The 20518-nt window shown below is 66.3% G+C and carries 21 protein-coding genes and 1 pseudogene; 11 read left to right on the forward strand and 11 right to left on the reverse strand.

The window, feature by feature from the left end; genetic code table 11:
• Positions 1 to 6 precede the first annotated feature (6 nt).
• Positions 7 to 1155, forward strand: a complete 1149-nt coding sequence (locus WQO_RS12105) for a Gfo/Idh/MocA family oxidoreductase (RefSeq protein ID WP_010062768.1) — start codon at positions 7 to 9, stop codon at positions 1153 to 1155.
• Entirely contained in the window at positions 1152 to 1631 is a 480-nt protein-coding gene (locus tag WQO_RS12110; RefSeq protein ID WP_010062767.1) for a heme-degrading domain-containing protein, read from the forward strand. The genes WQO_RS12105 and WQO_RS12110 overlap by 4 nt, the downstream gene beginning before the upstream one ends.
• 139 nt (positions 1632 to 1770) lie before the next feature.
• Here WQO_RS12110 and WQO_RS12115 read toward each other — a convergent pair whose 3' ends face one another.
• The 4 genes from WQO_RS12115 to WQO_RS12130 all read right to left on the reverse strand — a co-directional run bounded on the left by WQO_RS12115 (position 1771) and on the right by WQO_RS12130 (position 4970).
• Positions 1771 to 2631: a fumarylacetoacetate hydrolase family protein gene (locus WQO_RS12115; RefSeq protein ID WP_010062766.1), complete on the reverse strand. Its 861-nt coding sequence runs from the start codon at positions 2629 to 2631 to the stop codon at positions 1771 to 1773.
• A 138-nt stretch (positions 2632 to 2769) separates the two neighbouring features.
• Positions 2770 to 3540 carry a YidC/Oxa1 family membrane protein insertase gene (locus WQO_RS12120; protein ID WP_010062765.1) on the reverse strand — a complete coding sequence of 257 codons (771 nt, stop codon included), beginning with the start codon at positions 3538 to 3540 and terminating at the stop codon, positions 2770 to 2772.
• Positions 3541 to 3696: 156 nt separating this feature from the next.
• Positions 3697 to 4029, reverse strand: a complete 333-nt coding sequence (locus WQO_RS12125) for a DUF6412 domain-containing protein (protein WP_029182512.1) — start codon at positions 4027 to 4029, stop codon at positions 3697 to 3699.
• Between the two features lie 125 nt (positions 4030 to 4154).
• Positions 4155 to 4970, reverse strand: a complete 816-nt coding sequence (locus WQO_RS12130; RefSeq protein WP_418082100.1) for a class E sortase — start codon at positions 4968 to 4970, stop codon at positions 4155 to 4157.
• Positions 4971 to 5135: 165 nt separating this feature from the next.
• Between WQO_RS12130 and WQO_RS12135 the strand changes: the two genes are divergently transcribed.
• The 5 genes from WQO_RS12135 to WQO_RS34970 all read left to right on the forward strand — a co-directional run bounded on the left by WQO_RS12135 (position 5136) and on the right by WQO_RS34970 (position 10021).
• Positions 5136 to 6143 (forward strand): SEC-C domain-containing protein, encoded by a 1008-nt coding sequence (locus WQO_RS12135; RefSeq protein ID WP_010062762.1) that lies wholly within the window; start codon positions 5136 to 5138, stop codon positions 6141 to 6143.
• Between the two features lie 334 nt (positions 6144 to 6477).
• On the forward strand, positions 6478 to 7530 hold the full coding sequence (locus WQO_RS34965) for a NaeI family type II restriction endonuclease (RefSeq protein WP_010062760.1): 1053 nt from the start codon (positions 6478 to 6480) through the stop codon (positions 7528 to 7530).
• A gap of 19 nt (positions 7531 to 7549) precedes the next feature.
• Positions 7550 to 8929 carry a PIN-like domain-containing protein gene (locus tag WQO_RS35975; protein WP_148660115.1) on the forward strand — a complete coding sequence of 460 codons (1380 nt, stop codon included), beginning with the start codon at positions 7550 to 7552 and terminating at the stop codon, positions 8927 to 8929.
• Between the two features lie 40 nt (positions 8930 to 8969).
• Positions 8970 to 9569 carry a hypothetical protein gene (locus WQO_RS35980; RefSeq protein ID WP_148660116.1) on the forward strand — a complete coding sequence of 200 codons (600 nt, stop codon included), beginning with the start codon at positions 8970 to 8972 and terminating at the stop codon, positions 9567 to 9569.
• Positions 9569 to 10021, forward strand: coding sequence for a very short patch repair endonuclease (locus WQO_RS34970; protein WP_107115874.1), 453 nt, complete (start codon positions 9569 to 9571; stop codon positions 10019 to 10021). The genes WQO_RS35980 and WQO_RS34970 overlap by 1 nt, the downstream gene beginning before the upstream one ends.
• On the opposite strand, the gene WQO_RS12150 is transcribed toward WQO_RS34970, so the two are convergent.
• On the reverse strand, positions 9956 to 11167 hold the full coding sequence (locus WQO_RS12150; protein WP_010062757.1) for a DNA cytosine methyltransferase: 1212 nt from the start codon (positions 11165 to 11167) through the stop codon (positions 9956 to 9958). The two genes, WQO_RS34970 and WQO_RS12150, sit on opposite strands and share 66 nt — an antisense overlap.
• 161 nt (positions 11168 to 11328) lie before the next feature.
• Between WQO_RS12150 and WQO_RS12155 the strand changes: the two genes are divergently transcribed.
• Entirely contained in the window at positions 11329 to 12069 is a 741-nt protein-coding gene (locus tag WQO_RS12155) for an HNH endonuclease (protein WP_010062756.1), read from the forward strand.
• An 83-nt stretch (positions 12070 to 12152) separates the two neighbouring features.
• Here the strand turns inward: WQO_RS12155 and WQO_RS12160 are convergent, their stop codons facing one another.
• Positions 12153 to 12839, reverse strand: a complete 687-nt coding sequence (locus tag WQO_RS12160; RefSeq protein WP_050992347.1) for an ATP-binding protein — start codon at positions 12837 to 12839, stop codon at positions 12153 to 12155.
• Between the two features lie 174 nt (positions 12840 to 13013).
• Between WQO_RS12160 and WQO_RS35685 the strand changes: the two are divergent.
• Positions 13014 to 13784, forward strand: a pseudogene (locus WQO_RS35685) (helix-turn-helix domain-containing protein); the annotation flags it as partial.
• Positions 13785 to 14264: 480 nt separating this feature from the next.
• On the opposite strand, the gene WQO_RS12170 reads toward WQO_RS35685, so the two are convergent.
• The gene (locus WQO_RS12170) at positions 14265 to 15107 is read right to left on the reverse strand and encodes an IS5 family transposase (RefSeq protein ID WP_058953856.1); all 843 of its coding nucleotides are present in this window, start codon (positions 15105 to 15107) and stop codon (positions 14265 to 14267) included.
• 304 nt (positions 15108 to 15411) lie between these two features.
• On the opposite strand from WQO_RS12170, the gene WQO_RS34980 reads away from it, so the two are divergent.
• Positions 15412 to 15600 carry a DUF397 domain-containing protein gene (locus tag WQO_RS34980; protein WP_079055546.1) on the forward strand — a complete coding sequence of 63 codons (189 nt, stop codon included), beginning with the start codon at positions 15412 to 15414 and terminating at the stop codon, positions 15598 to 15600.
• A 13-nt stretch (positions 15601 to 15613) separates the two neighbouring features.
• On the opposite strand, the gene WQO_RS12175 is transcribed toward WQO_RS34980, so the two are convergent.
• Positions 15614 to 16180 carry a transposase family protein gene (locus WQO_RS12175; RefSeq protein WP_237274210.1) on the reverse strand — a complete coding sequence of 189 codons (567 nt, stop codon included), beginning with the start codon at positions 16178 to 16180 and terminating at the stop codon, positions 15614 to 15616.
• Positions 16181 to 16255: 75 nt separating this feature from the next.
• On the opposite strand from WQO_RS12175, the gene WQO_RS37460 reads away from it, so the two are divergent.
• Positions 16256 to 17322, forward strand: a protein-coding gene (locus WQO_RS37460; RefSeq protein WP_470433552.1) for an IS630 family transposase whose coding sequence is annotated in 2 segments (ribosomal slippage) — positions 16256 to 16699 and positions 16702 to 17322 — 1065 coding nt in all. Because the reading frame shifts where the segments join, the coding sequence is not laid out codon by codon here.
• Between the two features lie 218 nt (positions 17323 to 17540).
• Here the strand turns inward: WQO_RS37460 and WQO_RS12190 are convergent.
• The 3 genes from WQO_RS12190 to WQO_RS12200 form a co-directional block, all read right to left on the reverse strand.
• Positions 17541 to 18074, reverse strand: coding sequence for a hypothetical protein (locus WQO_RS12190; protein WP_029182428.1), 534 nt, complete (start codon positions 18072 to 18074; stop codon positions 17541 to 17543).
• Between the two features lie 103 nt (positions 18075 to 18177).
• Positions 18178 to 19986 carry an alpha/beta hydrolase gene (locus tag WQO_RS12195; protein WP_010062019.1) on the reverse strand — a complete coding sequence of 603 codons (1809 nt, stop codon included), beginning with the start codon at positions 19984 to 19986 and terminating at the stop codon, positions 18178 to 18180.
• Between the two features lie 8 nt (positions 19987 to 19994).
• A complete protein-coding gene (locus WQO_RS12200) occupies positions 19995 to 20435 on the reverse strand; it encodes a hypothetical protein (RefSeq protein WP_029182429.1) in 441 nt (146 codons plus the stop codon).
• Between the last annotated feature and the right edge of the window lie 83 nt (positions 20436 to 20518).

Consider the following 20518-nt stretch of genomic DNA (forward strand, 5'->3'; position numbering starts at 1 on the left):
GATCGCATGACCCCCAACGCCTCCGGCGCCCCTCTCCGCGTCGCCCTCGTCGGCTACGGCCTGGCCGGCTCCGTCTTCCACGCCCCGCTGGTCTCCGCGACCGACGGCCTGGTCCTCGACACGGTCGTCACGTCGAACGAGGAGCGCCGGGCGGAGGCCCGTGCCGCGTTCGGCGACGTCCGGTTCGCCGCATCGCCGGACGAGCTGTGGGAGCGCGCGGACGAGCTGGACCTGGTCGTGATCGCCTCCCCGAACAAGACGCACGTCCCGCTGGCGACGGCCGCGCTGAAGGCCGGTCTCCCCGTCGTCGTGGACAAGCCGATCGCCGGGACCGCCGCCGAGGCGCGCGAGCTGGCGGCCCTCGCCGAGGAGCGCGGGCTGCTGCTCTCGGTCTTCCAGAACCGCCGCTGGGACAACGACTTCCGCACCCTGGCAGCCCTGATCGCCGACGGCGAGCTGGGCGAGGTGCAGCGCTTCGAGTCCCGGTTCGAGCGCTGGCGGCCGCAGCTGAAGGGCGGCTGGCGCGAGTCGGGCGACCCGGACGAGATCGGCGGTCTGCTGTACGACCTGGGCAGCCATGTCGTCGACCAGGCGCTGGTGCTGTTCGGAGCGGCTGTGCAGGTGTACGCCGAGTCCGACGTACGGCGTCCGGGCGCGGCGGCGGACGACGACACGTTCATCGCGATCACGCACGAGAACGGGGTCCGCTCCCATCTGTACGTCAGCGCCACCACGGCCCAGCTCGGCCCGCGCTTTCGCGTGCTCGGCTCGGCGGCGGGCTATGTGAAGTACGGCCTGGACCCGCAGGAAGCGGCCCTGCGCGAGGGGCTGCGCCCGGTGGCCGGCGAGCCGTGGGGCGAGGAGGGGGAGGAGCTGTGGGGCCGCATCGGCTCCGGCGAGTCCCCGCTGACCGGCGGCGGCACCCCCGTCCGTACGCTGCCCGGCGACTACCCCGCGTACTACGCCGCCGTCGCCGCGGCGGTCCGTGGCACCGGCGACAACCCGGTCACCGCACTCCAGGCGGCCGCGGCCCTGGACGTCCTGGAGGCCGCCCGCCGCTCGGCGCGCGAGGGCGTCTCGGTCACCCTTCTCCCCCACCACGACGACCCCCGCCACGACGAACCGCACCACGACGCAGAGGAGCGGCGCGCATGACCACCACCTCCCCCACCATCTCCGAGCTGATCGCCCAGGAGCGCCGGCTCACCCTCCCGCACTTCTCCTACGACGACGCGTTCGCGCTGGGCAGCCTGCTGGTCCAGCTGGCCCGGGAGCGGCACGCGCCGGTCGCGATCGACATCCGGCGCGGGGCGCAGCAGCTGTTCCACGCGGCGCTGCCGGGTTCGAGCGCGGACAACGACGCGTGGATCGACCGCAAGCGGAAGGTGGTCGAGCGGTACGGCGAGAGCTCGTACCTGGTCGGCACCCGGTTCCGCGCGAAGGGCACGACGTTCGAGGAGTCGTCCCGCCTGGACCCGGACACGTACGCCGCGCACGGCGGTTCGTTCCCGATCGCGGTGGAGGGCGCGGGCGTGATCGGCGCGGTCACGGTGTCCGGCCTGCCGCAGGCCGAGGACCACGCGATGGTGGTCGAGGCGCTGGAGCAGTTCGCGCCGACGCCGGGGGCCTGAGCCGGCCGTACGGGGAGGGCGGGCCCAGGCGTCCGAGCCGTACGCGAAGGGCGGGCCGGGACGCTGAGCAGCCCGTATGGGGAGGGGGCGCCGTCACGTACGAGTACACGTACAGCGACGACGACACCCCCTCCCCCGGCTACGCGTCCTTCAGCTCCTGCCGCTGCCGGCCGAGCCCCTCCACCTCCAGCTCCACCACATCGCCCGCCTTCAGGTACGGCTTGGGCTCGGGCTGCCCCATGGCGACCCCGGCGGGCGTACCGGTGTTGATGATGTCGCCCGGGTAGAGGGTCATGAAGTGGCTGAGGTAGCGGACGACCTCGCCGACCGGGAAGATCTGCTCGGCCGTGGTGCCGTTCTGCTTCAGCTCGCCGTTGACCCAGAGCCGCAGCGGCAGGGCCTGCGGGTCGTCCACCTCGTCGGCGGTGACGAGCCAGGGCCCCAGCGGGTTGAACGTCTCGCAGTTCTTGCCCTTGTCCCAGGTGCCGCCGCGCTCGATCTGGAACTCGCGCTCGGAGACGTCGTGGGCGGTGGCGTACCCGGCGACATGGGCGAGCCCCTGCTCGGCCGAGCCCAGGTAGCGGGCGGTGCGCCCGATGACGACGGCGAGCTCGACCTCCCAGTCGGTCTTGCGGCTGCCGCGCGGTACGAGGACCGTATCGTCGGGCCCGACGACGGTGTCGGGGGCCTTGAAGAACAGGATCGGCTCGGCCGGGATCTCCGCACCCGTCTCGGCGGCGTGGTCGTGGTAGTTCAGCCCGATGCACACGATCTTGCCGATGCGTCCCAGCGGCGGACCGATCCGCAGCCCTGTCGCGTCCAGGGCGGGCAGCACACCGGGGGCCTCGGCGGCCGCCCGTACGCGGGCGAGCGCGGAGGCGTCGGCGAGCAGATCGCCGTCGATGTCGGGGACGATTCCCGACAGATCACGCAGAGTCCCGTCGCGGTCGAGAAGTGCGGGACGCTCGGCGCCCGCCGTACCGACTCGAAGCAGCTTCAACGGTCCAACTCCTCTTGATCGAGGTGGAGAGCCCTTCGGCGGGGTGCGGCCGCCGAGGGGCTTGGCTGATCGTCCAAGAGATCGGATCACTCCGCAAGACCTCGTTCACACACTGGACCGGCGCATCGGCGGCGCCGATTACGCCGCGGTGGCCATGGCGCCACCGGCGACGGGCATGTCGCGGTAGAGCCAGGCCCGCTCGAGGGCGGTCCAGGTCGTCGTCGTGACGACGTAGAGGGCCGCGGCGAGCGGGACGACGGCCACGGTGATCAGCGTGAAGAACGACATCAGCGGCATGAGCTTGGTCATCGCGCCCAGGCCGGGCACGGGCTGTCCGTCCGGGCCCGCGGCGGGCGTCATCGGGTTGGCGGCCATCTGCCGCTTGGTGCGTCCGTAGTTGAACGTGGCGACGGCGGCGACGATCACGAAGAGCCCCAGGTAGACCAGCCCCTGCCCGCCGAACAGACCGCCGTGCGCGAGCGCGTCGTGCCAGCGCCCGCCGAGCGGTGCGCCGAGCAGGTCGTGGCTGAGCAGCGCGTTGGGCTCGCCGCCGATCGAGCTGCTGGAGAAGAGGTGGTAGAGCAGGAAGAACGCGGGCATCTGGAGCAGGCTCGGCAGGCAGCCGGAGAGCGGCGACACCTTCTCGGCGGCGTGCAGCTCCATGATCGCCTTCTGCATCCGCTCGGGATTCTTGCCGTGCTTCTTCCGCAGCTCGGCGATCTGGGGCTGGAGCCTGCTCCGGGCCTTCTGCCCGCGCGCGGCGGCCCGGGAGAGCGGATGGACGGCGAGCCGGACGAGCGCGGTGAACAGGATGATCGCGGCGGCGGTGGACGCGGTCTGGAAGAGCGGCTGCAGCAGATCGGCGAGGGAGCCGACCAGGCTCGCGAAAGCGGACATGAAGGCGGACATGGGTGAGCCCTCCGGGGGTCTCGTCGTGCCGGGAGGTACCTGCGCAGAAGGCGACGAGGTACGGGGTGATCACTCGGCATGACGACCGGCGCGGGGCGCACCCGTCCTGGGTGCGGCACCCGTACGCGAGGTACGGGCGGGAGGTGCGGGGTTGCGCTACGCGGCAGCCGTCAGGAGGGCGTGCCCGGGTGCCCGGGGCCTGGTGCGCCCCCGTGCGTCGGGGTCGCGTTGCGGGAGGAACGCGGTGCGCCGCTCCCGGTCCCTGATGGCGGTACGGACCCGGGTGCGGGGCACCGGGGACGCGCAGCGGGCGCTGATGACGGCGCAGGCGAGGAGGGCGGAACCGGCCGCGGCGGTGGCGGCGAGCGCGACGGCGGCGGAGAGGCTGCCGCCCTCGGCGAGAAGGATCTCGGTGAGGAAGAGGAGGAGGAGTCCGGCGGGCCGGAGCAGCCGGGCGAAGGCACGGCGCAGGGCGTTGGCGTCCCGCACGTTGTGCACCTCCCGTTCCTGGTTCCGGCCTCGTACCGTTCCTGCGGAGTGCCGCCCATCGGAGTGAACGGCACTCTTTCGTTATACACGATGATCGGGGCGGCCCCGGGGTTTCTCGCCACCGTTCAGCGGGGGCGCATCGCGGTGAGCTGCCCCCAGACGACGAGCCGGTAGCGCGAGCTGAACTCGGGGGTGCAGGTGGTGAGGGTGAGGTAGTAGCCGGGCTCGCTGTAGCCGACGGAGGTGGTGATGTTGCTGCGCGGTACGGGCGCGATGACACCGCTGTCGGAGGGCGCGGTCCGGGCGAGGCGTTTGCCGACGGTGTACGTGTAGACGGCGTCCCGGGTCTCCACGGTGATCCGGTCACCGTTGCGGAGCCGGTCGATGCGCCGGAAGGGTTCGCCGTGGGTGTTGCGGTGCCCGGCGAGCGCGAAGTTCCCGGCCTGCCCGGCCTGCGCGGTACGGGTGTAGTGCCCGACGTACCCCCGGTCGAGCACCCCGCCCTTGCTGGTGCCCTCGGCGACGGGGGCGGTGAGCCCGATCCGGGGGATGCGCAGGACGGCGTACGCCTGGTCCCAGCGGGGCGCGGCACGGGGCCGGGCGGCCGGGGCGGGCGCGGCCCCGGTCGCACGACCGGAGGCCGAAGGACGAGGCCCTCCGTCGAGCGCGTCCTCACCCCCACCCGGGTCGGGCGCAGGGGAGGGTGCAGGCTTGTCCCACTCCCGCTGGAGGCTCTGGACGGTGCGCCCGGCGTCGGCGCGGGCCTCGCGGTTGGTCCACCAGAGCTGATGGGCGACGAGCAGGAGCAGGACGACACCGAGGGTGACGACGACCTCGGCGGAGAGCCAGAGCCCGCAGGCGAGAAGATGCGAACCGCCTCCGCCACGGCCTCGCGCCCCGGACAACACCCCGCGCCCTCGCCCGGCTCCCCGCCTCCGCATCGACGCCACCCTCCCGCACCGCAAGCCTCGGGGCGCACGACCGCACACCGTTGAAGACTCGGAGCGCACGGTAGGGGCAAACCTCACAACTCTCCAGACTTCTCCCGCTTCTCCTCCTCCGCCCTGTTCTCCCCGCCGTCACCGTCCGGCAGTACCGTGTGGTCCATGCGCCCCGACACGCCTGCCGACCACACGACCGAAGCCGAGCGTCTGCTCCGCACCGCGGCGCAGTACCCCGAGGACCACGAACCGCTGATCCTCCAGGCCGCGGCCCACCTGGAACTCGCGGGCGACCGCGCCCGAGCGAGCACGCTCTACGACGACCTGCTCGCCGCCCCCGAGGCGACCGCCGACAACCCGCACCTGATCAAGGCCCTGAAAGCGGCCAACCTCTGGGAGTACGGTCACGAGGCCGAGGCCCGGGCGATCATCGACGGCATCCGAGCCGCGGGCCCGCTGAACGCAGCGCCGTGGCAGGTGGCGGCGGAGACCCTGGAGGCGCACGACGAGCTGGAGAAGGCGCACGACTTCCTCTCCACCGCCCTGACCCTGCTGCTGGCCCCCGGCGAGGAGGTCCCGTACGCCACGCAGTCCCTGCTGACCGGCCGCCACCGGGTGCGCCGGCTGATGGGCCTGGAGCACGACGCCTGGGACGAGCTGGCCGGCGAGCTGCACACGGCCGCGGTGCCCCTGGACGAACTGCACGACCCGAAGCGCCTGTGGTCGCTGGGGTCATCGGACCCGGTGGAGCTGAAGGCCGAGATCGCCCGCCTGCGCGCGGAGCTGGGCACGTACCGCACGGCGCTCTCCCGCCCGTTCCCGGTGGCGGTACTGCACTGGCCGGAACAGGAGCTCCGCGAACTGCTCACGGCGTACCCGGAGTTGACCGAGGAGTACGTGGACCGCACGACCCACCTGGACCGCCTGGAGGCGTCCCTGCGCGACCTCCACGCGACGGGCACCCCGAACCTGGGCATCGTGACGGGCACGGTCCCCTCGTACGAGGCGTTCGCCGCCTCGGAGGCCGCGTCCCCGTCCGACCCGGGCCTCCTCCCCCAGTACGCCACCACCCTCGCGGCCCGGGGCCGCGCGATCCCGTGGCCGCCTTCGCGCACGGCTGCCTGCTGGTGCGGGTCGGGGGAGGCTTATGGGGGGTGCCACGGGGGCGGGTGACACCCCAGCCCGAGCCTGGAGGGGGAGGGACCGACCGCTCTCACTCCAGGCCGCGCTCACACCTGGCTCGTTTGGTCCTCGCTCGCCGAGCCTCACCCGCCAACGGGGGTGCGCCGCGCAGTGGCCAGACAGCCTCAGCAGCCGCCACGGTGCCTGGTCCCGCCTCCTCGCGCCATCACGTCGCCGACAGGCCCAGCTTCCGGGATCCGGGCTGCCGTCATTGCCAGGCTGACGGAGCGGACTCACTCACCCCCTCTGGGAACTACACGTGAGTGTCAGGAGTCTGAGTCAGGTGCGTACCCTCCGTCAATCTCCTCTACGGAAGCGTGTCAGCGTGACTCTTTTTGAACCGCCCGGCCCCGTATCTGGCGTCTGTGACGATCCGGAACTGATGGTGGTGCACCACCACTTGATGAAGCTTGACCCTCACGGAACTCGATTCGCCAGAGTGCTACGGGACACGATCGACCAACTCCTCAACGGCGAGGCCACTGGACGATACGACTGGGCCACCCTATTCAAAACAGAAAAGACTCACGCAGGAACACTTGTTGAAATCAACCTACAGCGCGAATTTGAGTTTAATGACGGCGTCGACATGGACTATCGCATAGAGGGAATCGACGTCGACTGCAAGTATTCACAGAAATTCGGATCGTGGATGATTCCTCCGGAAGCCGAGGGCCATCTCTGCCTGCTTGTCTGGGCCGACGACTACCAGAGCCTGTGGAGTGCAGGCTTGCTGCGCATCCAGCGCGAATGGCTCAACGGCGGAACCAACCGGGACATGAAGTTCACGGTCAAAGCGGAACATCGCAACAACATCACATGGCTTTGGAAAGATGCCGTTCTTCCGGAAAACGTACTGCTCCACCTTCCGGCTGCAACACGGGCACGTATTCTGATCCCCGGCAAGAACAAGGGGCAGGCTCGCGTTCGCGAGCTCTTCCGTCTGGTACACGGCAAGCGTATCGGCCGAGGTGTCGTGCGAACTGCCGCTCAGCAACTCGACTACATGGCGCGCGTGAGGGAGGGAAGCAAGGGGCGCGCACGCCCCGCACTGCGACCCTACGGGATCATCATCCTCGGTGATTACCAGTCCCACCAGGCCGTGGCGAGGGACCTGGGCGGCCCGGTACCGGCGGAAGGAGAGTTCGTCGCGCATCGCGTCGTCCGCGCGCGACCGGAACACAGCGGCCTCCCGCAAGCCGAGATCGGCGGAGAGCTCTGGGTCGTCGCGCAGCCCGGTGATGCCGTGGAAGCTGCCCCACAGTTGCCCGAAGCCCAGGAGGGAAGCACAAGAGCGGCTCAGCAGCGACTCCTCGCACTGGAAGGCCACGGTGCCAGCCTGGCCACACCGCAACAGGAGGAGTTGGACAGTGACTGAGCCTGAGGGAGAGCTTCCGATGATCAGGCAGTTCCAGGACTGGATTCAGAAGAGTCCGTCTGAGAGCGATCCGGAGAGGTCTCGATTCTTCACTGAAGGCGTTATTGTACTCGATACAAACATCCTCCTCAGTCTGTACGAATACACTCCCGCCGCACGACAGCAGATCCTCGATGCCCTTCGGAGTGTACAGTCGCTCCTCTGGCTCCCGCATCAGGTAGGTCTGGAATTCTTCCAGAACCGCCACCGGGTAATCACCGGCAGGAAGAGGGCACTCGAAGATTCTCAGCGAGCTCTCCGAAACAAGATCAGCGAAGCCAAGCAGGCCCTTAAGGAAGCCCGCTCACACACGCAGAAAATGCTGATCAGGTACGCGCAGGACACCGAGGCGAGCAGCAGACTTGAGAAGCAGATTTCCGACAAATTCATCAGCGACCTCCTGAGCGATCTGAGCAGCACGCTTGAAAGCCAGGCGTCCCGGCTACGTGACTACGACATCTCAGTTTCACCAAGCAGTGATGGCGACACGGTACTGACACAGGTAGCCGCATTGTTCGGAGACCAAATTGCCAGCCCGCCCGCTCCGGACTTAACACGGCAACGCGTTGAAGATGCTTCGCAATACAGATTTCCAAATCTCATTCCACCTGGGTTCAAGGATGCAGGAAAGGGAACAGCACTGGCTTCTTCCGGGGATTTCCTCCTGTGGGAAGAGACCATTTCACACATGGCCGATGCAGAGAGCCGATCCCACCTGCTGTTCGTTTCGAACGACACCAAGGAGGACTGGTACCAGCCTCCAGGTGAAGGCCGTAACGAGCCACGCCCCTGGCCGTACCTAAAAACTGAGATGAGGATGCGAGCGGGAGCTGAGCTGCGAATCGAAACCCCGGGAGCCTTCTACCGCGGCATCAACCACTTTCTCCACGCAGAGATCACAGAGACGACCTACGCAGAGATCGACCGAGCTGCCGCAGGCGCCACACCAGCGTCGATCACCGAGGCTGCCGCAGTCCGGACCCCGCCTCCTCCAGACCTTGTGACTGCCGCACTGGACGCAGCTGGCTTGGAGGATGCGCTGGTGTGCACCATCGCAGACACCGCGCACCGCTCGCTGTTCCTCTGGTGGCTGATCGGCACTACCGCACAGCTTGAGCGGCGGCCCCTCATCGATGACGAGCCAGACGTTCTGTTCATGCCTGCGACTCGGCAGGCGGCGCAGCCGGATCCCAACTGGCTTCCAGGAACCCGCCTCCACCTCGGCGAATGGCCCTATCGCAGCTCCTCATGGATCGCCCCATGGTTCGTCGACACCCTCAACGCATCGTCTGTCCGGGACAGAAAGATCTTGCAAGGTCTCGCCGCACAACAGTTGGCATTCAGACCCAGGGACGTGTAGCTCAACCGATGGCACACACACCCAAGAAGGGATCCACCCCATGAGGAATCGACGTTCTCCAGAGGGCGAATGGAAGAGACTCAGGCCGGATGCTGAGCATGCGTTGCAAATGCTCCTTTCCGAGATCCCGAGCCACGCAACTCCTCAGTCCCTGTTTGAGGCCTACACCTACGCCAAGGACATCGCAGCGCGGGCAATGCAGTCCAGAATGCTGGGCGATCTTCCTGCCGAGAACAAGCAGTTTGAGCTGCTTCGTACAAAAATTAAGCAAGAAATGGACTCACGGTACAAGGAATTGATTCCACCGAACCTCCTCAGAATTCCATACAGCGGAAAGACTCACGAGCACCTGTTCTCACTACTTCAGAAGAATCTGGCTCAACCCGTTCAAGCAGCCATGCTACGCATCGTAACCGCAGACAACGTGCATACCGAACGCAGGGCCCGCGAACTGCGGGAACTTGGACTCGACGTACATTGGTACGACATAGAGGAGATCAGCGTCTACGAGCTCCGCTCACTCAACATCGACTTCGAGATGATTCCTGCCATCATCAGGAATAATGCACGGAAGAACAAGTCCATGACCAAAGAACAAAAGCACCTTATCCTCAGGAAAGCTGGAATCTCTGAAAAATGATGAGCGAAGAAGTCTGGGAACCGCCCGACGGCTCGTGGGCTTCATCCGCCGCTCGACGCCGAAACATGCAGGCGATCCGAAGCCGCGACACCAAGCCTGAACTGCTGGTGCGGAGAATCCTGCACGCTCAGGGGCTTCGATACCGCGTTGCGGCCAAGCCGTTGCCAGGGCTCCGCCGGACGGCAGACATTGTCTTCCGTCCGGCGAAGTTGGCTGTCTTTATTGACGGCTGTTACTGGCATGGCTGCCCGATGCATTACGTTCCGCCAAAGACCAACTCCGGCTATTGGTCAGAGAAGGTTCTTCGAAATGTCAGCCGCGACAGGGACACTGACCGTCATCTCCAAGCCGCTGGCTGGACGGTGCTGCGCTTCTGGGAGCACGAGTCAGCCGACGACTGCGCGCTCGCGATCGCTGCCGCGGTCAGCCGCCTTCGGAGCAGCCGGGACTGAGAGCTCAGTCAGCCTGAACAGCAGCTCGCTGCCAGTTTCGCTTCCTTCGGAGCGCGGCTGACGTACCGCGGCAACAACGCCAGCCTCCTTGCCTGCCTTCAGTGCTGCGATGATCTGTTCACCTACAGCCTGGGCAACCGGCGGCGGGAATGCGTTCCCCACCTGTCGGTAGGCAGCCGTCTTCCTGCCCTTGAACTTCCAGCTCGGCGGGAAACCCTGGATAATCGCCGCCTGCTCGACAGTCAGCTTGGGTCCTGCCGCAGAAAATAGGTCGCGCTCGTAGCTTTCCTGCTTCTTCATCTCTTCGGAGTCATTTGCGACTCCGAGTCCGCAGACGCCGAGAGCTGCCCATGCCTTTTTAGCCCGGGTCGGCCCCAGGTCAGCGCCTCCATGTTTCTTGGAACCGCCAACTAGCGTGGGGGCTACACCCTTAGATGCCTTGCCTTGCCATTCCTTTAGCGCTTCCGCAGCGCGCGGATCATCAACCTCGGCAAATCGCTTAGCCATCGTCACTTTCAAGGCTTCCCCCACTGTGCGCACAGGAAGCTTCTTTGGCTTAGTTTGAGCGAAGAAGGGCAGGTAGGGTTCTTTCAGCGCAACCAAGATGGCACGCGGCCGGAGCTGAGGAACACCGTAGTTCTTAGCTTCCAGCACTTCCCAGTAGCACTTTTTGTACCCCATGGACTCAAGGCGCTCCAGCAGGTGCTCACGGTAGTCCTGGAACTTCTCCCTCGGCTCCAGCAGCCCACGGACGTTCTCGATCATCACAGCCTTGGGCTCAAGCTCGTCCACAAGATTGAGCATGGTCGGGAACAGGTCACGCTCATCGTCTGGCCCCAACTGCTTGCCGGCCACCGAGAAGGGCGGGCAGGGCACACCACCCGCCAGGAGATCAAGATCCCCTGGCTCCAACCCCAGTTCCAGGCGCAGGCCCTTCGGGTCAAGCGTCGTCAGGTCGGCCTGCTTGACCGTGCAGCCTTCCCAGTCGTCATTTCCTTCCACGTTCGCCCGGAGCGTTTCCACGGCATGGGGATCGATCTCGATGAGCGCCAAGTGCCTGAACAGCGCATCGTGGAGCCCTAGCGCCTGCCCACCCGCCCCAGCGCAGATCTCAACTGAGGTGAAAGTCCTCTCAGTGCTGGTCATACACCCTCCTTCCTAACGTGCCCGACTGGCACCGGCTCTCGCCAGCCATCACAGAGGGTGACAGACCCCACTGACAACGCGATCGCCTTCAAGTGTGCGTCACGCACCACAACACTCCGACCGCCCCACACGTGACAGCGAACACTCATACGATATGGCCCATGCAGAGAAGCCCTGCATGGACCCAGGACGAGTTGCTGCTCGCCTGCGCTCTCGTAGTCGAGAACGGCTGGAGCGAGCTCCGCGAGGGCGACCTCCGAGTTTCGGATCTGTTTGACCTCCTCCGGTCCTTGCCCATCCACGAGGGCGCTGCACGCGCCATCCCGAAGTTCCGGTCCACTGGCAGCGTCAGCCGCAAGACCTCCGACCTGGCTTCTCACCACCCCGCGTACGTCGGCACACCGACGAAGGGGGGACACCTGGACAGAGAGATGATCAGCGCCTTCATCGCCCGGCCGGCAGGGATGCTCCTTGCCGCAGCCGCGCTGCGCCAAGGAATCGGCACAGGGGAGCTTTACTCCATTCCTCAGGATCCGGACGAGTTGGATGATGAGGGAAATTCGGCAGTCGAAGGCCGCATTCTCACGCGCTGGGCACTGCATCGCGAACGTAACAGAGGGCTGCGTGCTCGCAAGATCGCTCAAGCGACGAAGCTCGGACAGCCCCTGCAGCGTGAGGTATGCGATTTTGATTTCGGCAGCATCTACGGTGGCCTGGGCACCGGGTACATCGAGATGCACCATCGTCTGCCTCTCCACGTGTCCGGGCCTCGCGAGACCAGGCTGGACGATCTGGCCTTCCTGTGCGCCAACTGCCACCGGATGTGCCACAGGAACCGCGCCGGAGAATCGTGGCGCACGCCAAGTGCCCTGCGGACGGAAATAGCGAAATCTGCACCGTGACCAGCGCAAGGCTGGGAAGCTCCAGGCACACACGGGCAACCCGTAGGCTCCTCCGACCACATGCCTGGCTGATGAGGACCACGTCACAGCACGCGGCTCCTCTGGTCCTCAAAGCTCGCCTGCGCTCGGTCCAGGGCCCCGTCCGGGTCGCACCCATGAGCCCGAAGCCAGTGGAGGAGGTCGGCGATCACATCGATGGCCGACTCCTCCGCGTTCGCCACGGTCACCGGTCTCCGCTCAACACCCTTGTCCCGCCCAGACAATCCGAGCAGCCCGAGCAGCGCTTCGGCCCTCGCGACCCCGGGCCCGTCCATGTGGTCGACCGACGACCGCAGCCCGGTGACCAGCTCGCACCAAGTGGCCTTCGAGTCGGTTCGGAGGACAACACCCCAGCGGTCGGCGAGAGCGTCCACGAGAGCCAGCCCGCGGCCGTGCTCCTCCCCGTCCTCCCGCGTGGCGAGGACGGGGACACCGCGCGTGTCAGGGTCGCTCACCTCGATGCGCAGGCGACCACCGTTCATGGAGACGGCAAGACGTGCACGCGTGCCCGGCCCCACGTGCTTGATCACGTTCGCCGCAAGCTCCGAAGCACAGAGCTGAGCATCGGGGGCGACGTCGGCCAGGCCCCAGAGGTCCAGCCGAAACCTGACGGCGTTTCTCAGCCCTGCCAACCCCGCCGGCTCCGCCAGGAATGGCATCTCCCAGGCTTTGCGCACCACACCGAAACGACAGCCGCCCACGTCGATCACCACTCCCAGCAGACTCGCCATCACCATGCGTGAAGACGCGTAAGGGAAGGGTGTCATCGGAACTCTCATTTTGGAACTCTCATCAACACCATCCGGGAGCCCGCCCCCGTACCGCACGCCCCCGGCGCACGCCCACTTGCCCGTACAACGATCAACCGTGCACGCTCAGAAGCGTCGACGTGAGGAACCACAGCCATGACAGTCGGACCCACCACCCGCAGGCGCCAGCTCGGTGCCGATCTGCGCCGCCTGCGTGAGCGCAAGGGCCTCACCCTGGAGGAGGCGGGGGCGCTGGTCGGCATCTCCAAAGCGACCCTGAGCCGCTACGAGCGGAAGGAGGGCACGGTCAAGTGGCCGGCCGTGGACGCCCTGTGCCGCGAGTACGGCACCACGGACGACGAACGCTCCTCACTCGTCGAGCTGGCCAAGGGCGCACGCATCCAGGGCTGGTGGCGCTCGCTCGCGGATCCCGTCCCCGAGTCCATGAACCTCATGCTGACCCTGGAGGACGAGGTGGTCAGCGAGGACCACTACGCCTGCATGTACGTCCCCGGACTGCTCCAGACACACGCCTACGCCGAGGCCGTGCACCGCGCTTCGGAGATGCGGTGCTCGGACCAGGAGATCGCCCACATGGTGGACATCCGCATGAAGCGGCAGGAGCTGCTCGAACGACCCGAGCCGCCCCATATCTGGGCCGTGGTCGACGAGGCGGTGATCCGCCGCGTCGTGGGCGGACGCGAAACCATGCGGGCACAACTCCACCACCTGCTCGAACAAGCCCGACGCCCTCATGTCACCGTGCAGATCCTGCCGTTCGAGACCGGCGCCCACGCAGCGGCAGTGGGCAGCTTCGTCGTCCTCGGCGGACCGACGCCCGAGCTCGACGTCGTGTACGTGGACATCATCGGAGGCGGCCTCTTCATGGAGAAGCCCCAGGAACTGTCACGCTATAAAAGAGCGTTTTGTCCTGGCAGGAGTGTTTGGGAACGCAGCGCTGGCGTGGATGATTGCGGGGTGTTGGTCCAAGTGGAAGCGGTGGGGAAGGTCGCCGACGGGCGCGCGACGGTTCGGGTGCGCTCGGAGGTGGGTGCCGCCGCGGCGTTCTGGTGCGGCGGTCCGACGGGAGTGGGCCGCGAACATCACGTGGAGTGGACGGTTGAAGAGGACGCGGCCTGGGGCGGCAACACTCGACCGGCCACTTCAATTTCACCCGGGGTGGATGAGAAGGAAGGCGACCGGATCGTCTTTCGGGGGCGGTTGGGCCTGACGGGCGATGGCGGAGCCACGTTGGAAGTAGCCGGAACCCACATCCTTTTCGACCTCGCCGACCCGCCGCCATCGACTGCTGTCGATGGAACGTGGGTCGAGATCAGCGTGGAGCGGAACAGCGTCAGCCTGTGGCCCTACCTGCTGTGATTCACAGGAGCCCGACGCTGCCGCCGTTCAGCTGTCGCGCCAGTTGTGGGTCGATTCGCGGGTGAGTCTGCGGCTCATGAGGTCGATCATCGCTATGTTGATCATGGCTTCGGAGCGGTGAGGGTGGGTTTCGTAGTCGCGGGCGAGGCGGCGGTGGTGCATGAGCCAGCCGAAGGTCCGCTCGACGACCCAGCGCCGCGGGATCACCTTGAAGCCCTTCTGGGCGGGGTCGCGGCGGGTGACTTCGACGTCGATACCGAGGCGGGCGCCGTGGTCGATGGCCTTGGTGCGGTAGCCGCTGTCGGCCCACGCCTTCGTGATGCGGGGGCTGCCTTCGGCGATGTTCGAGAGCAGGCGGATTCCGCCGGCGTTGTCGGAGACGCTGGCGGCGGTGACCAGCACGGCCAGGAGGAGGCCGAGTGTGTCAACGCCGATGTGGCGTTTGCGGCCCGCGATCTTCTTGCCCGCGTCGATGCCCTGGCCGGCCGCGGGCACGTTGGCCGAGGTCTTGATGCTCTGGGCGTCGAGGATGCAGGCGCTGGGCTCGGCGTCTCGGCCCTCGGCCTTCCGGACCAGATGTCGCAGGAGTCCGTTGAGCTGGTCGAAGACGCCGTCCTTCTGCCAGGCGGCGAAGTATCCGTAAACGGTTTCCCACGGGGCGAAATCGTGTGGGAGGTAGCGCCAGGGGATGCCGGTCCGGTCGACGTAGAGGATGGCGTCCATGATCCGGCGCAGGTCGTGTTCGGGCGGCCGCCCGATGTCCAGGCCCTTCCCTCTGCGTTCTGCTCGCCAGGCTGTCAGGGTTGGTTCGAGCAGTTCCCAACGAGCATCGGACAGGTCACTCGGGTACGGCCGCTGTCGGCGAGGCATGTTTCCGTAGTACCGATGGCCGCCGTCCCGCTACAGGGCGCAAACAGGCGTGAGCGGGGGCGTGTTGGGATCAGACAGGAGCGAACGGACCGAAGCGGACCCTCGAAAGCCGTCATCCGCATCACCTGTCACAAGAGACGTCTGCTGGCTCAGCCAGCCTGAAGCGGCCCGTCGCCCGAACTGCAATGAAGCACCTAAGCCGGAGCAAAACGCTCTTTAAGTTGGCGTTCAATTATCTGCGCGCACAGGCCCTGAACATCGAGCGGTCTGCCGCGCTCCTGGATCAAGTGGGCAGGGAGCTTTGATGGTTCACCCCGTCGGTCAGTGGTTCAAGTCGTCGTACAGCGGGGGCAGCGGTACGGAATGCGTGGAGGTCGCCGACCTGTTCGCGACCGTGGGAGTACGCGATTCGACGAGGCCTGAGGGTCCTCGCATAGCCGTCGGCCATGCGGCTTGGGCCGGTTTCGTCGCTGGTGTGCAGGGGAGAGAGTGAGCTCTCTCCAACTTCAGGCTGACGCGTGGTGGTGAAGGACGAGGACGGCCTTCACCACGTCGGTGATGCGGTTGGTGCTGCAGCGGAGCTTCCGCAAGAGGCGCCAGCCCTTGAGGGTGGCCATGGCCTGCTCGCCGAGGCAGCGGATCTTGGCGTGGGTGGTGTTGTGACGGCGCTTCCATCGCTTGAGACGGCGGCCCCGAAACGGGACTCGGACGGTTCCGCCGGCACCTTGATACGCCTTGTCAGCCCAGCATCTGAGTCCCTCTTCAGCGAGGACTTCGATGATCCCGTGCTGTCGCGCGGCGATCCGGTCGATCGGCAGCAGGGTGCCGTCGAGGATGACGAACGCCTTCGCCCGGATCGCCTTGATCGCCTCGGCCAGGGACGGGGCGAGGGTGGCCAGGATGTCGACGGCCTCGCGTATGGAGCGGAAGGCGGTCGCGATCCCGATACCGAAACCGGCCGCGAGCTGTGCGTAGGTGTCACCGCACCGCAGGTGGGCCAGGGCCAGCAGAGCCTGTCTCGCTGCGGGAAGCCGCCGCCACCGCGTGCCGATCTCCCTCCGCCTGGCTGTCAGTTGCCCGGTTACTGAGGTTGAACTTGTGGTGTCGTAGGGGCTGACGGCTCCTCGCCGGTGCGGTATCACCGGGGCATGCGGTATCCACAAGGGGGCGGGCTGACCGCCGAGCGGCAGCAGTTCCGCGAGGAGTTACGACTGAAGGCTGCCGAGAGGTTCGCCCAGGGCGAGGCGAGCTCGGTGATCGCCAGGGACCTGCGGGTCAGCGTCCGCTCGGTGCAGCGGTGGCGGCGGATGTGGGACGAGGGCGGGCCGCGGGCTCTGCGGTCACAGGGCCCGGCATCGCTGCCGAGGCTGAGCGAGAAGCAGTTCGCCCAGTTGGAGGCGGAGCTGGCCAAGGGACCGGCCGCGCATGGCTGGGAAGACCAGCGCTGGACCCTGAGCCGTGTGAAGACGGTGATCGGCCGACGCTTCCACCTGACCTACACGATCCAGGGCGTGCGCAAGCTCCTGGTGCGCAACGGCTGGTCCTGTCAGGTCCCGGCCCGACGCGCCATCGAGCGGGACGACGAGGCGGTGGCCGGGTGGGTCAAGGAGGTGTGGCCGTGCGCGGAAGACTCGCGGCGGCCCGTGGAGCCTGGCTCGTCTTCGAGGACGAAGCCGGTTTCTCCATGACGCCGCCGCAGGCCAGGACCTGGGCCCAGCGCGGCCGGACCCCGGTGGTGCGTGTCCGCGGCCGTTCCCGCAGACGCATCTCCATCGCCGCGCTGACCTGCTACAAGCCCGGCCACCGGTCCCGGCTGATCTACCGGCCACGCCGGGACGACGACCGACGCGACAGTCGCAAGAGCTTCTCCTGGCGCGACTACCGGGACCTGCTGATCGCCGCCCACCAGCAGCTCGGCGGGCCGATCGTGCTCATCTGGGACAACCTGAACGTCCACAAAGCCGCCGGGCTGCGGGAGTTCGCCGCCTCCCGGGACTGGCTGACGATCTACTACCTGCCGCCCTACGCACCCGACCTCAACCCCGTCGAAGGGATCTGGTCCCTCTTACGACGCGGCTGGCTCTCCAACGTCGCCTTCTCCACCCCCGAACACCTCGTCCAGCGCATCCGACACGGCCTACGCCACATCCAATACCGCAGCCACCTCATAGACGGCTGCCTCGCCGAGACCGGCCTGACCATCAGACCCACCTGAGCAACCCAGCGACATCACGAGTTCAACCTCAGTAGGAACCGCAGGGTGCGGGTGGACAGATCGATCGACGACGGGTAGACAAGCACACGAAGCTCCTGACGGACACGGGTGATCTTGGTCGAGAACCCATCTACCAGGAGCTTCGTCGTTACGCAGGACCGTCCAACTCGTGGTCAACGCCGCCAGCTTGGAAAAGGCTCAGTGCCGACGGAGCCTCCTCAGAAGCGGTCGACCTTCTCACCGTCCGGAACTTGATAGCAGCCGGAGACGACCATGAGATTCAGGCTTGGCGTCTCACCCTTCGCGAAATGAGCGATCTTTACGCTGTGCTTCTTTTTATCGTTGTCGGCCGTGAGTTCAATGCTTTTATTCTTGCTCGTATTGGGACCGTAATCGACGACTTTCCAGCCGTGCTTGGGAAGTTCTCCCTTGAGCCGCTCCATCACGCCATCAAGCTCGCCGGGGGATGCTGGCGTGAAGCTCCAGGGATGAAAGATCTGAAAGTACTTCTCCGGATCCTTTCCGCCGCACTCCGAGACGCCCGGGCCAGTGTCTGACGCCTTTCCTTTGATGCCGATCAGGTCGAAAATCTCGCTGGAAATCTTCTCCGCCCGGTCGGCAGCAGAAAGTGACGTGCTGGTGCCCGCAGAGGGGAGGTCATCAGAGTCTGTGGTGTCAGTCATGCCGCATCCGGTGAGAGAAGTGAGGACGAGGGATACGAGGAGCGCGTGTGCGCCCATGATGTTCTTCACGTCGGAATCCCTCGGTAGGTCGGACCGGCCTGAAGGCCGGTCAACTGGGTTGGGCAGATGGCGAGGTATCTGGTTGGCCGTCCATCAAGACAATCGGGAATTGTTATCGCCCCCTTGTGTAAGCGGGGGGCACCGGTTTCAGTGCAGCTTCATCACCGCGCCCGGCCACAATCAACCCTTGATTCCGCAGACTGTCCGTACCCTGCTTCCAGTAGTCGCTGTGTCCCTCAGTGTCCGTGACTACCTGGTTGGCACCGAAGAGCGGGTCGCTGGGGATGATCCAAGCGCCGTCCCAGTCGGTTCCACCGTGACCGAATCGCCCGACGTCCGGGACCACGTCACCGTCGGCCTCCTGGTTCCAGACGTGCCCCTCGGGAACGTCCATCTGCTCGGCTTTGCTCACCTGAACTCCGGGGCTGCCAGCAAGGATCACGTCGTCCACGTTCAACTCGCCCTGGCGAGCGGCGGACCCGATCAGGGTGGTGCCGTACGAGTGGCCGACCGCCGTCCGGTGAGGGTCCGAATCAACGGTGCGCGAGGCATCAAGCCCGTCAAGGAAGCGGTTGTACGCGGGCGCTCCGTCATCCGCGTAATGGGCGAATGGCGCGTCCTTCACGATGCTCTGCGGCGCGTCGTATCCGAGCCAAGTGATCGTGGAAACCGAGCGACCGGCAGACGCACCATCTGCCACACGCCAAAGTTCCGCCATCCGGTTGATGTCCCCGCCCACGCTTCCAAGATTCGAGGTCGTGCCCGGCACGTACACCGCCTGGTGATCAGCCGTGTCCGGGTTCCCGTTCGCGACGATTGCTCGGCCATTTCCTTCGGTGCTGAATCCGAGCAGGTATGCCTCGGGAAGCCCCTTGGTGCCGGTCGCGTCGAACCGTTCCTGGATGCTCTTCATGCCGTCCTGCGACTTGGTGAGCTGCGCGAACCGCTCACCGTACTTCTCGTTCCACTTGGTCCAACTGGAGTTCTGGATGACGGCCGGATAAGTGCCGTTGGGGTTGGGCGAGTACCTGGTGGGCTCGGGAGGAATCTTGGCGAGTTCCAGTTCCACATGTGCCCTGCTCTGTGCCAGCACCATGCGGTTGGCCTCGTCACGCGTCTCGGCAGGCAACCCGTCCAGCGCGCCGACCGCGGCCGCGTTGAGGGCGAGGTGGGCCGCCTGCTCCTCCGGGCTGAGTCCCTTCCACCACGCTGCGTTGTCCTTCGGGGTGCCGTCCTTCGGGGGCTCAGGCAGGGAGTCGAAGTAGCTCTTACCGGCCTCGCGGACTCCGCCCGTGTCGGACTTCACGTCCGCCCAGTCCCGGTGAGAGACCTCCAAGTCGTCGTCAGCCTTCAGCGCACGCAGTTTCGGCGCCCACTTCGTATCCGCGTCTGTGGCTTCTTCCAGGGCGTCTGCGATCCGGTTGGCGTACTCAAGCGCCTTGCCGTAATGAGGGTTCGGGTGAATGTTGACGGCCTGGCGCTCCAACGCGTCGGACGTCGGGCTGCCCCCGGCGCTCCCGGTGACCGTGCCGCCGTCCGCCGTCTTCTCGTCGCCGGGCTTCTTTCCCGCCGGGTAGGAGACAGAGCCGTTCGCGTTCACGGTGCAGCCGTCGGCTCGGGCATCCTCCATCGCCGCTTCCAGCTTGCGCTTGGCCGCCGCGACATCGAAGGCAAAGCCGTTCAAGGCCGTGCTCACCAGACCACACTCGGTTTGCACATAGTGAAAGTTCTTCGACAGCTTCTTGAGCTGCTCGTGTGCGGCCCCCGCCGCATCACCCTTCACCTCGCTGCGCAGTCCCAAACCGATCCGGTTGTCGATCGCGTCCTTGGCCTCGGAGGCCATGTCGCCGGTAGCCCGATATCCGTCTGCGGCCTCCTCGTACTCCGACGGCTTGAAGGCCTTGAGCGTCGCAAGATCCATGAAATGACTCACTTCTCCTTCGACTGGCCGCCGACGGGGTCGGTGTCTTTGTATTTCACCTGGAGGTTCTTCAGATCCGCCAAGGCTTCCTCGTCCGACTTAGACAGATCGTGACCCGCCTTCTGCAGAAGTCCACCCAACTCCTCACAGCGGCCGCGTACATCGCTGACGTACTTCTTCCAGGAGTCGTAGAGTTCCTTCTGTGCCGCCGCGCTTACGGAACCGGTCGCGTCACCCAGCCCCGCCTGCCCATCGGCCAGCTTCGTCAGCGCCTTGCCGATGCCGCCCTTGAGGCCGGTAACGCCCTCACCGACCCGCACCCACGTCTTCCTGTTCGACTTGAGGTCACCCGAGGTTCCCCCCTCAGAAGGGGCCTGATTCAGCTGCATACCCGCTGGCCCCTTCGCCGCGACATCAGCCTTGATCTGCTCCCATTCGTCCCACGCCACCGTAAGATTCTCCCCGTTTCCCCTGATATCCCCGTTTCCCGTGGTCCCGTTCCCAGGATCCTCGGGTCGAGACGACATCGTCT

The sequence above is a fragment of the Streptomyces globisporus C-1027 genome, assembly GCF_000261345.2.
Taxonomy (GTDB): domain Bacteria; phylum Actinomycetota; class Actinomycetes; order Streptomycetales; family Streptomycetaceae; genus Streptomyces; species Streptomyces pakalii.

What these genes read in the sequence shown, in the direction of transcription:
- WQO_RS12105 (WP_010062768.1), top strand. Translation starts at nt 7, where the DNA reads ATGACCCCCAACGCCTCCGGCGCCCCTCTCCGCGTCGCCCTCGTCGGC.
- WQO_RS12110 (WP_010062767.1), top strand. Translation starts at nt 1,152, where the DNA reads ATGACCACCACCTCCCCCACCATCTCCGAGCTGATCGCCCAGGAGCGC.
- WQO_RS12120 (WP_010062765.1), bottom strand. Translation starts at nt 3,540, where the DNA reads ATGTCCGCCTTCATGTCCGCTTTCGCGAGCCTGGTCGGCTCCCTCGCC.
- WQO_RS12130 (WP_418082100.1), bottom strand. Translation starts at nt 4,970, where the DNA reads ATGCGGAGGCGGGGAGCCGGGCGAGGGCGCGGGGTGTTGTCCGGGGCG.
- WQO_RS12135 (WP_010062762.1), top strand. Translation starts at nt 5,136, where the DNA reads ATGCGCCCCGACACGCCTGCCGACCACACGACCGAAGCCGAGCGTCTG.
- WQO_RS35975 (WP_148660115.1), top strand. Translation starts at nt 7,550, where the DNA reads ATGATCAGGCAGTTCCAGGACTGGATTCAGAAGAGTCCGTCTGAGAGC.
- WQO_RS35980 (WP_148660116.1), top strand. Translation starts at nt 8,970, where the DNA reads ATGAGGAATCGACGTTCTCCAGAGGGCGAATGGAAGAGACTCAGGCCG.
- WQO_RS34970 (WP_107115874.1), top strand. Translation starts at nt 9,569, where the DNA reads ATGAGCGAAGAAGTCTGGGAACCGCCCGACGGCTCGTGGGCTTCATCC.
- WQO_RS12150 (WP_010062757.1), bottom strand. Translation starts at nt 11,167, where the DNA reads ATGACCAGCACTGAGAGGACTTTCACCTCAGTTGAGATCTGCGCTGGG.
- WQO_RS12155 (WP_010062756.1), top strand. Translation starts at nt 11,329, where the DNA reads ATGCAGAGAAGCCCTGCATGGACCCAGGACGAGTTGCTGCTCGCCTGC.
- WQO_RS12160 (WP_050992347.1), bottom strand. Translation starts at nt 12,839, where the DNA reads ATGGCGAGTCTGCTGGGAGTGGTGATCGACGTGGGCGGCTGTCGTTTC.
- WQO_RS12170 (WP_058953856.1), bottom strand. Translation starts at nt 15,107, where the DNA reads ATGCCTCGCCGACAGCGGCCGTACCCGAGTGACCTGTCCGATGCTCGT.
- WQO_RS34980 (WP_079055546.1), top strand. Translation starts at nt 15,412, where the DNA reads ATGGTTCACCCCGTCGGTCAGTGGTTCAAGTCGTCGTACAGCGGGGGC.
- WQO_RS12195 (WP_010062019.1), bottom strand. Translation starts at nt 19,986, where the DNA reads ATGGATCTTGCGACGCTCAAGGCCTTCAAGCCGTCGGAGTACGAGGAG.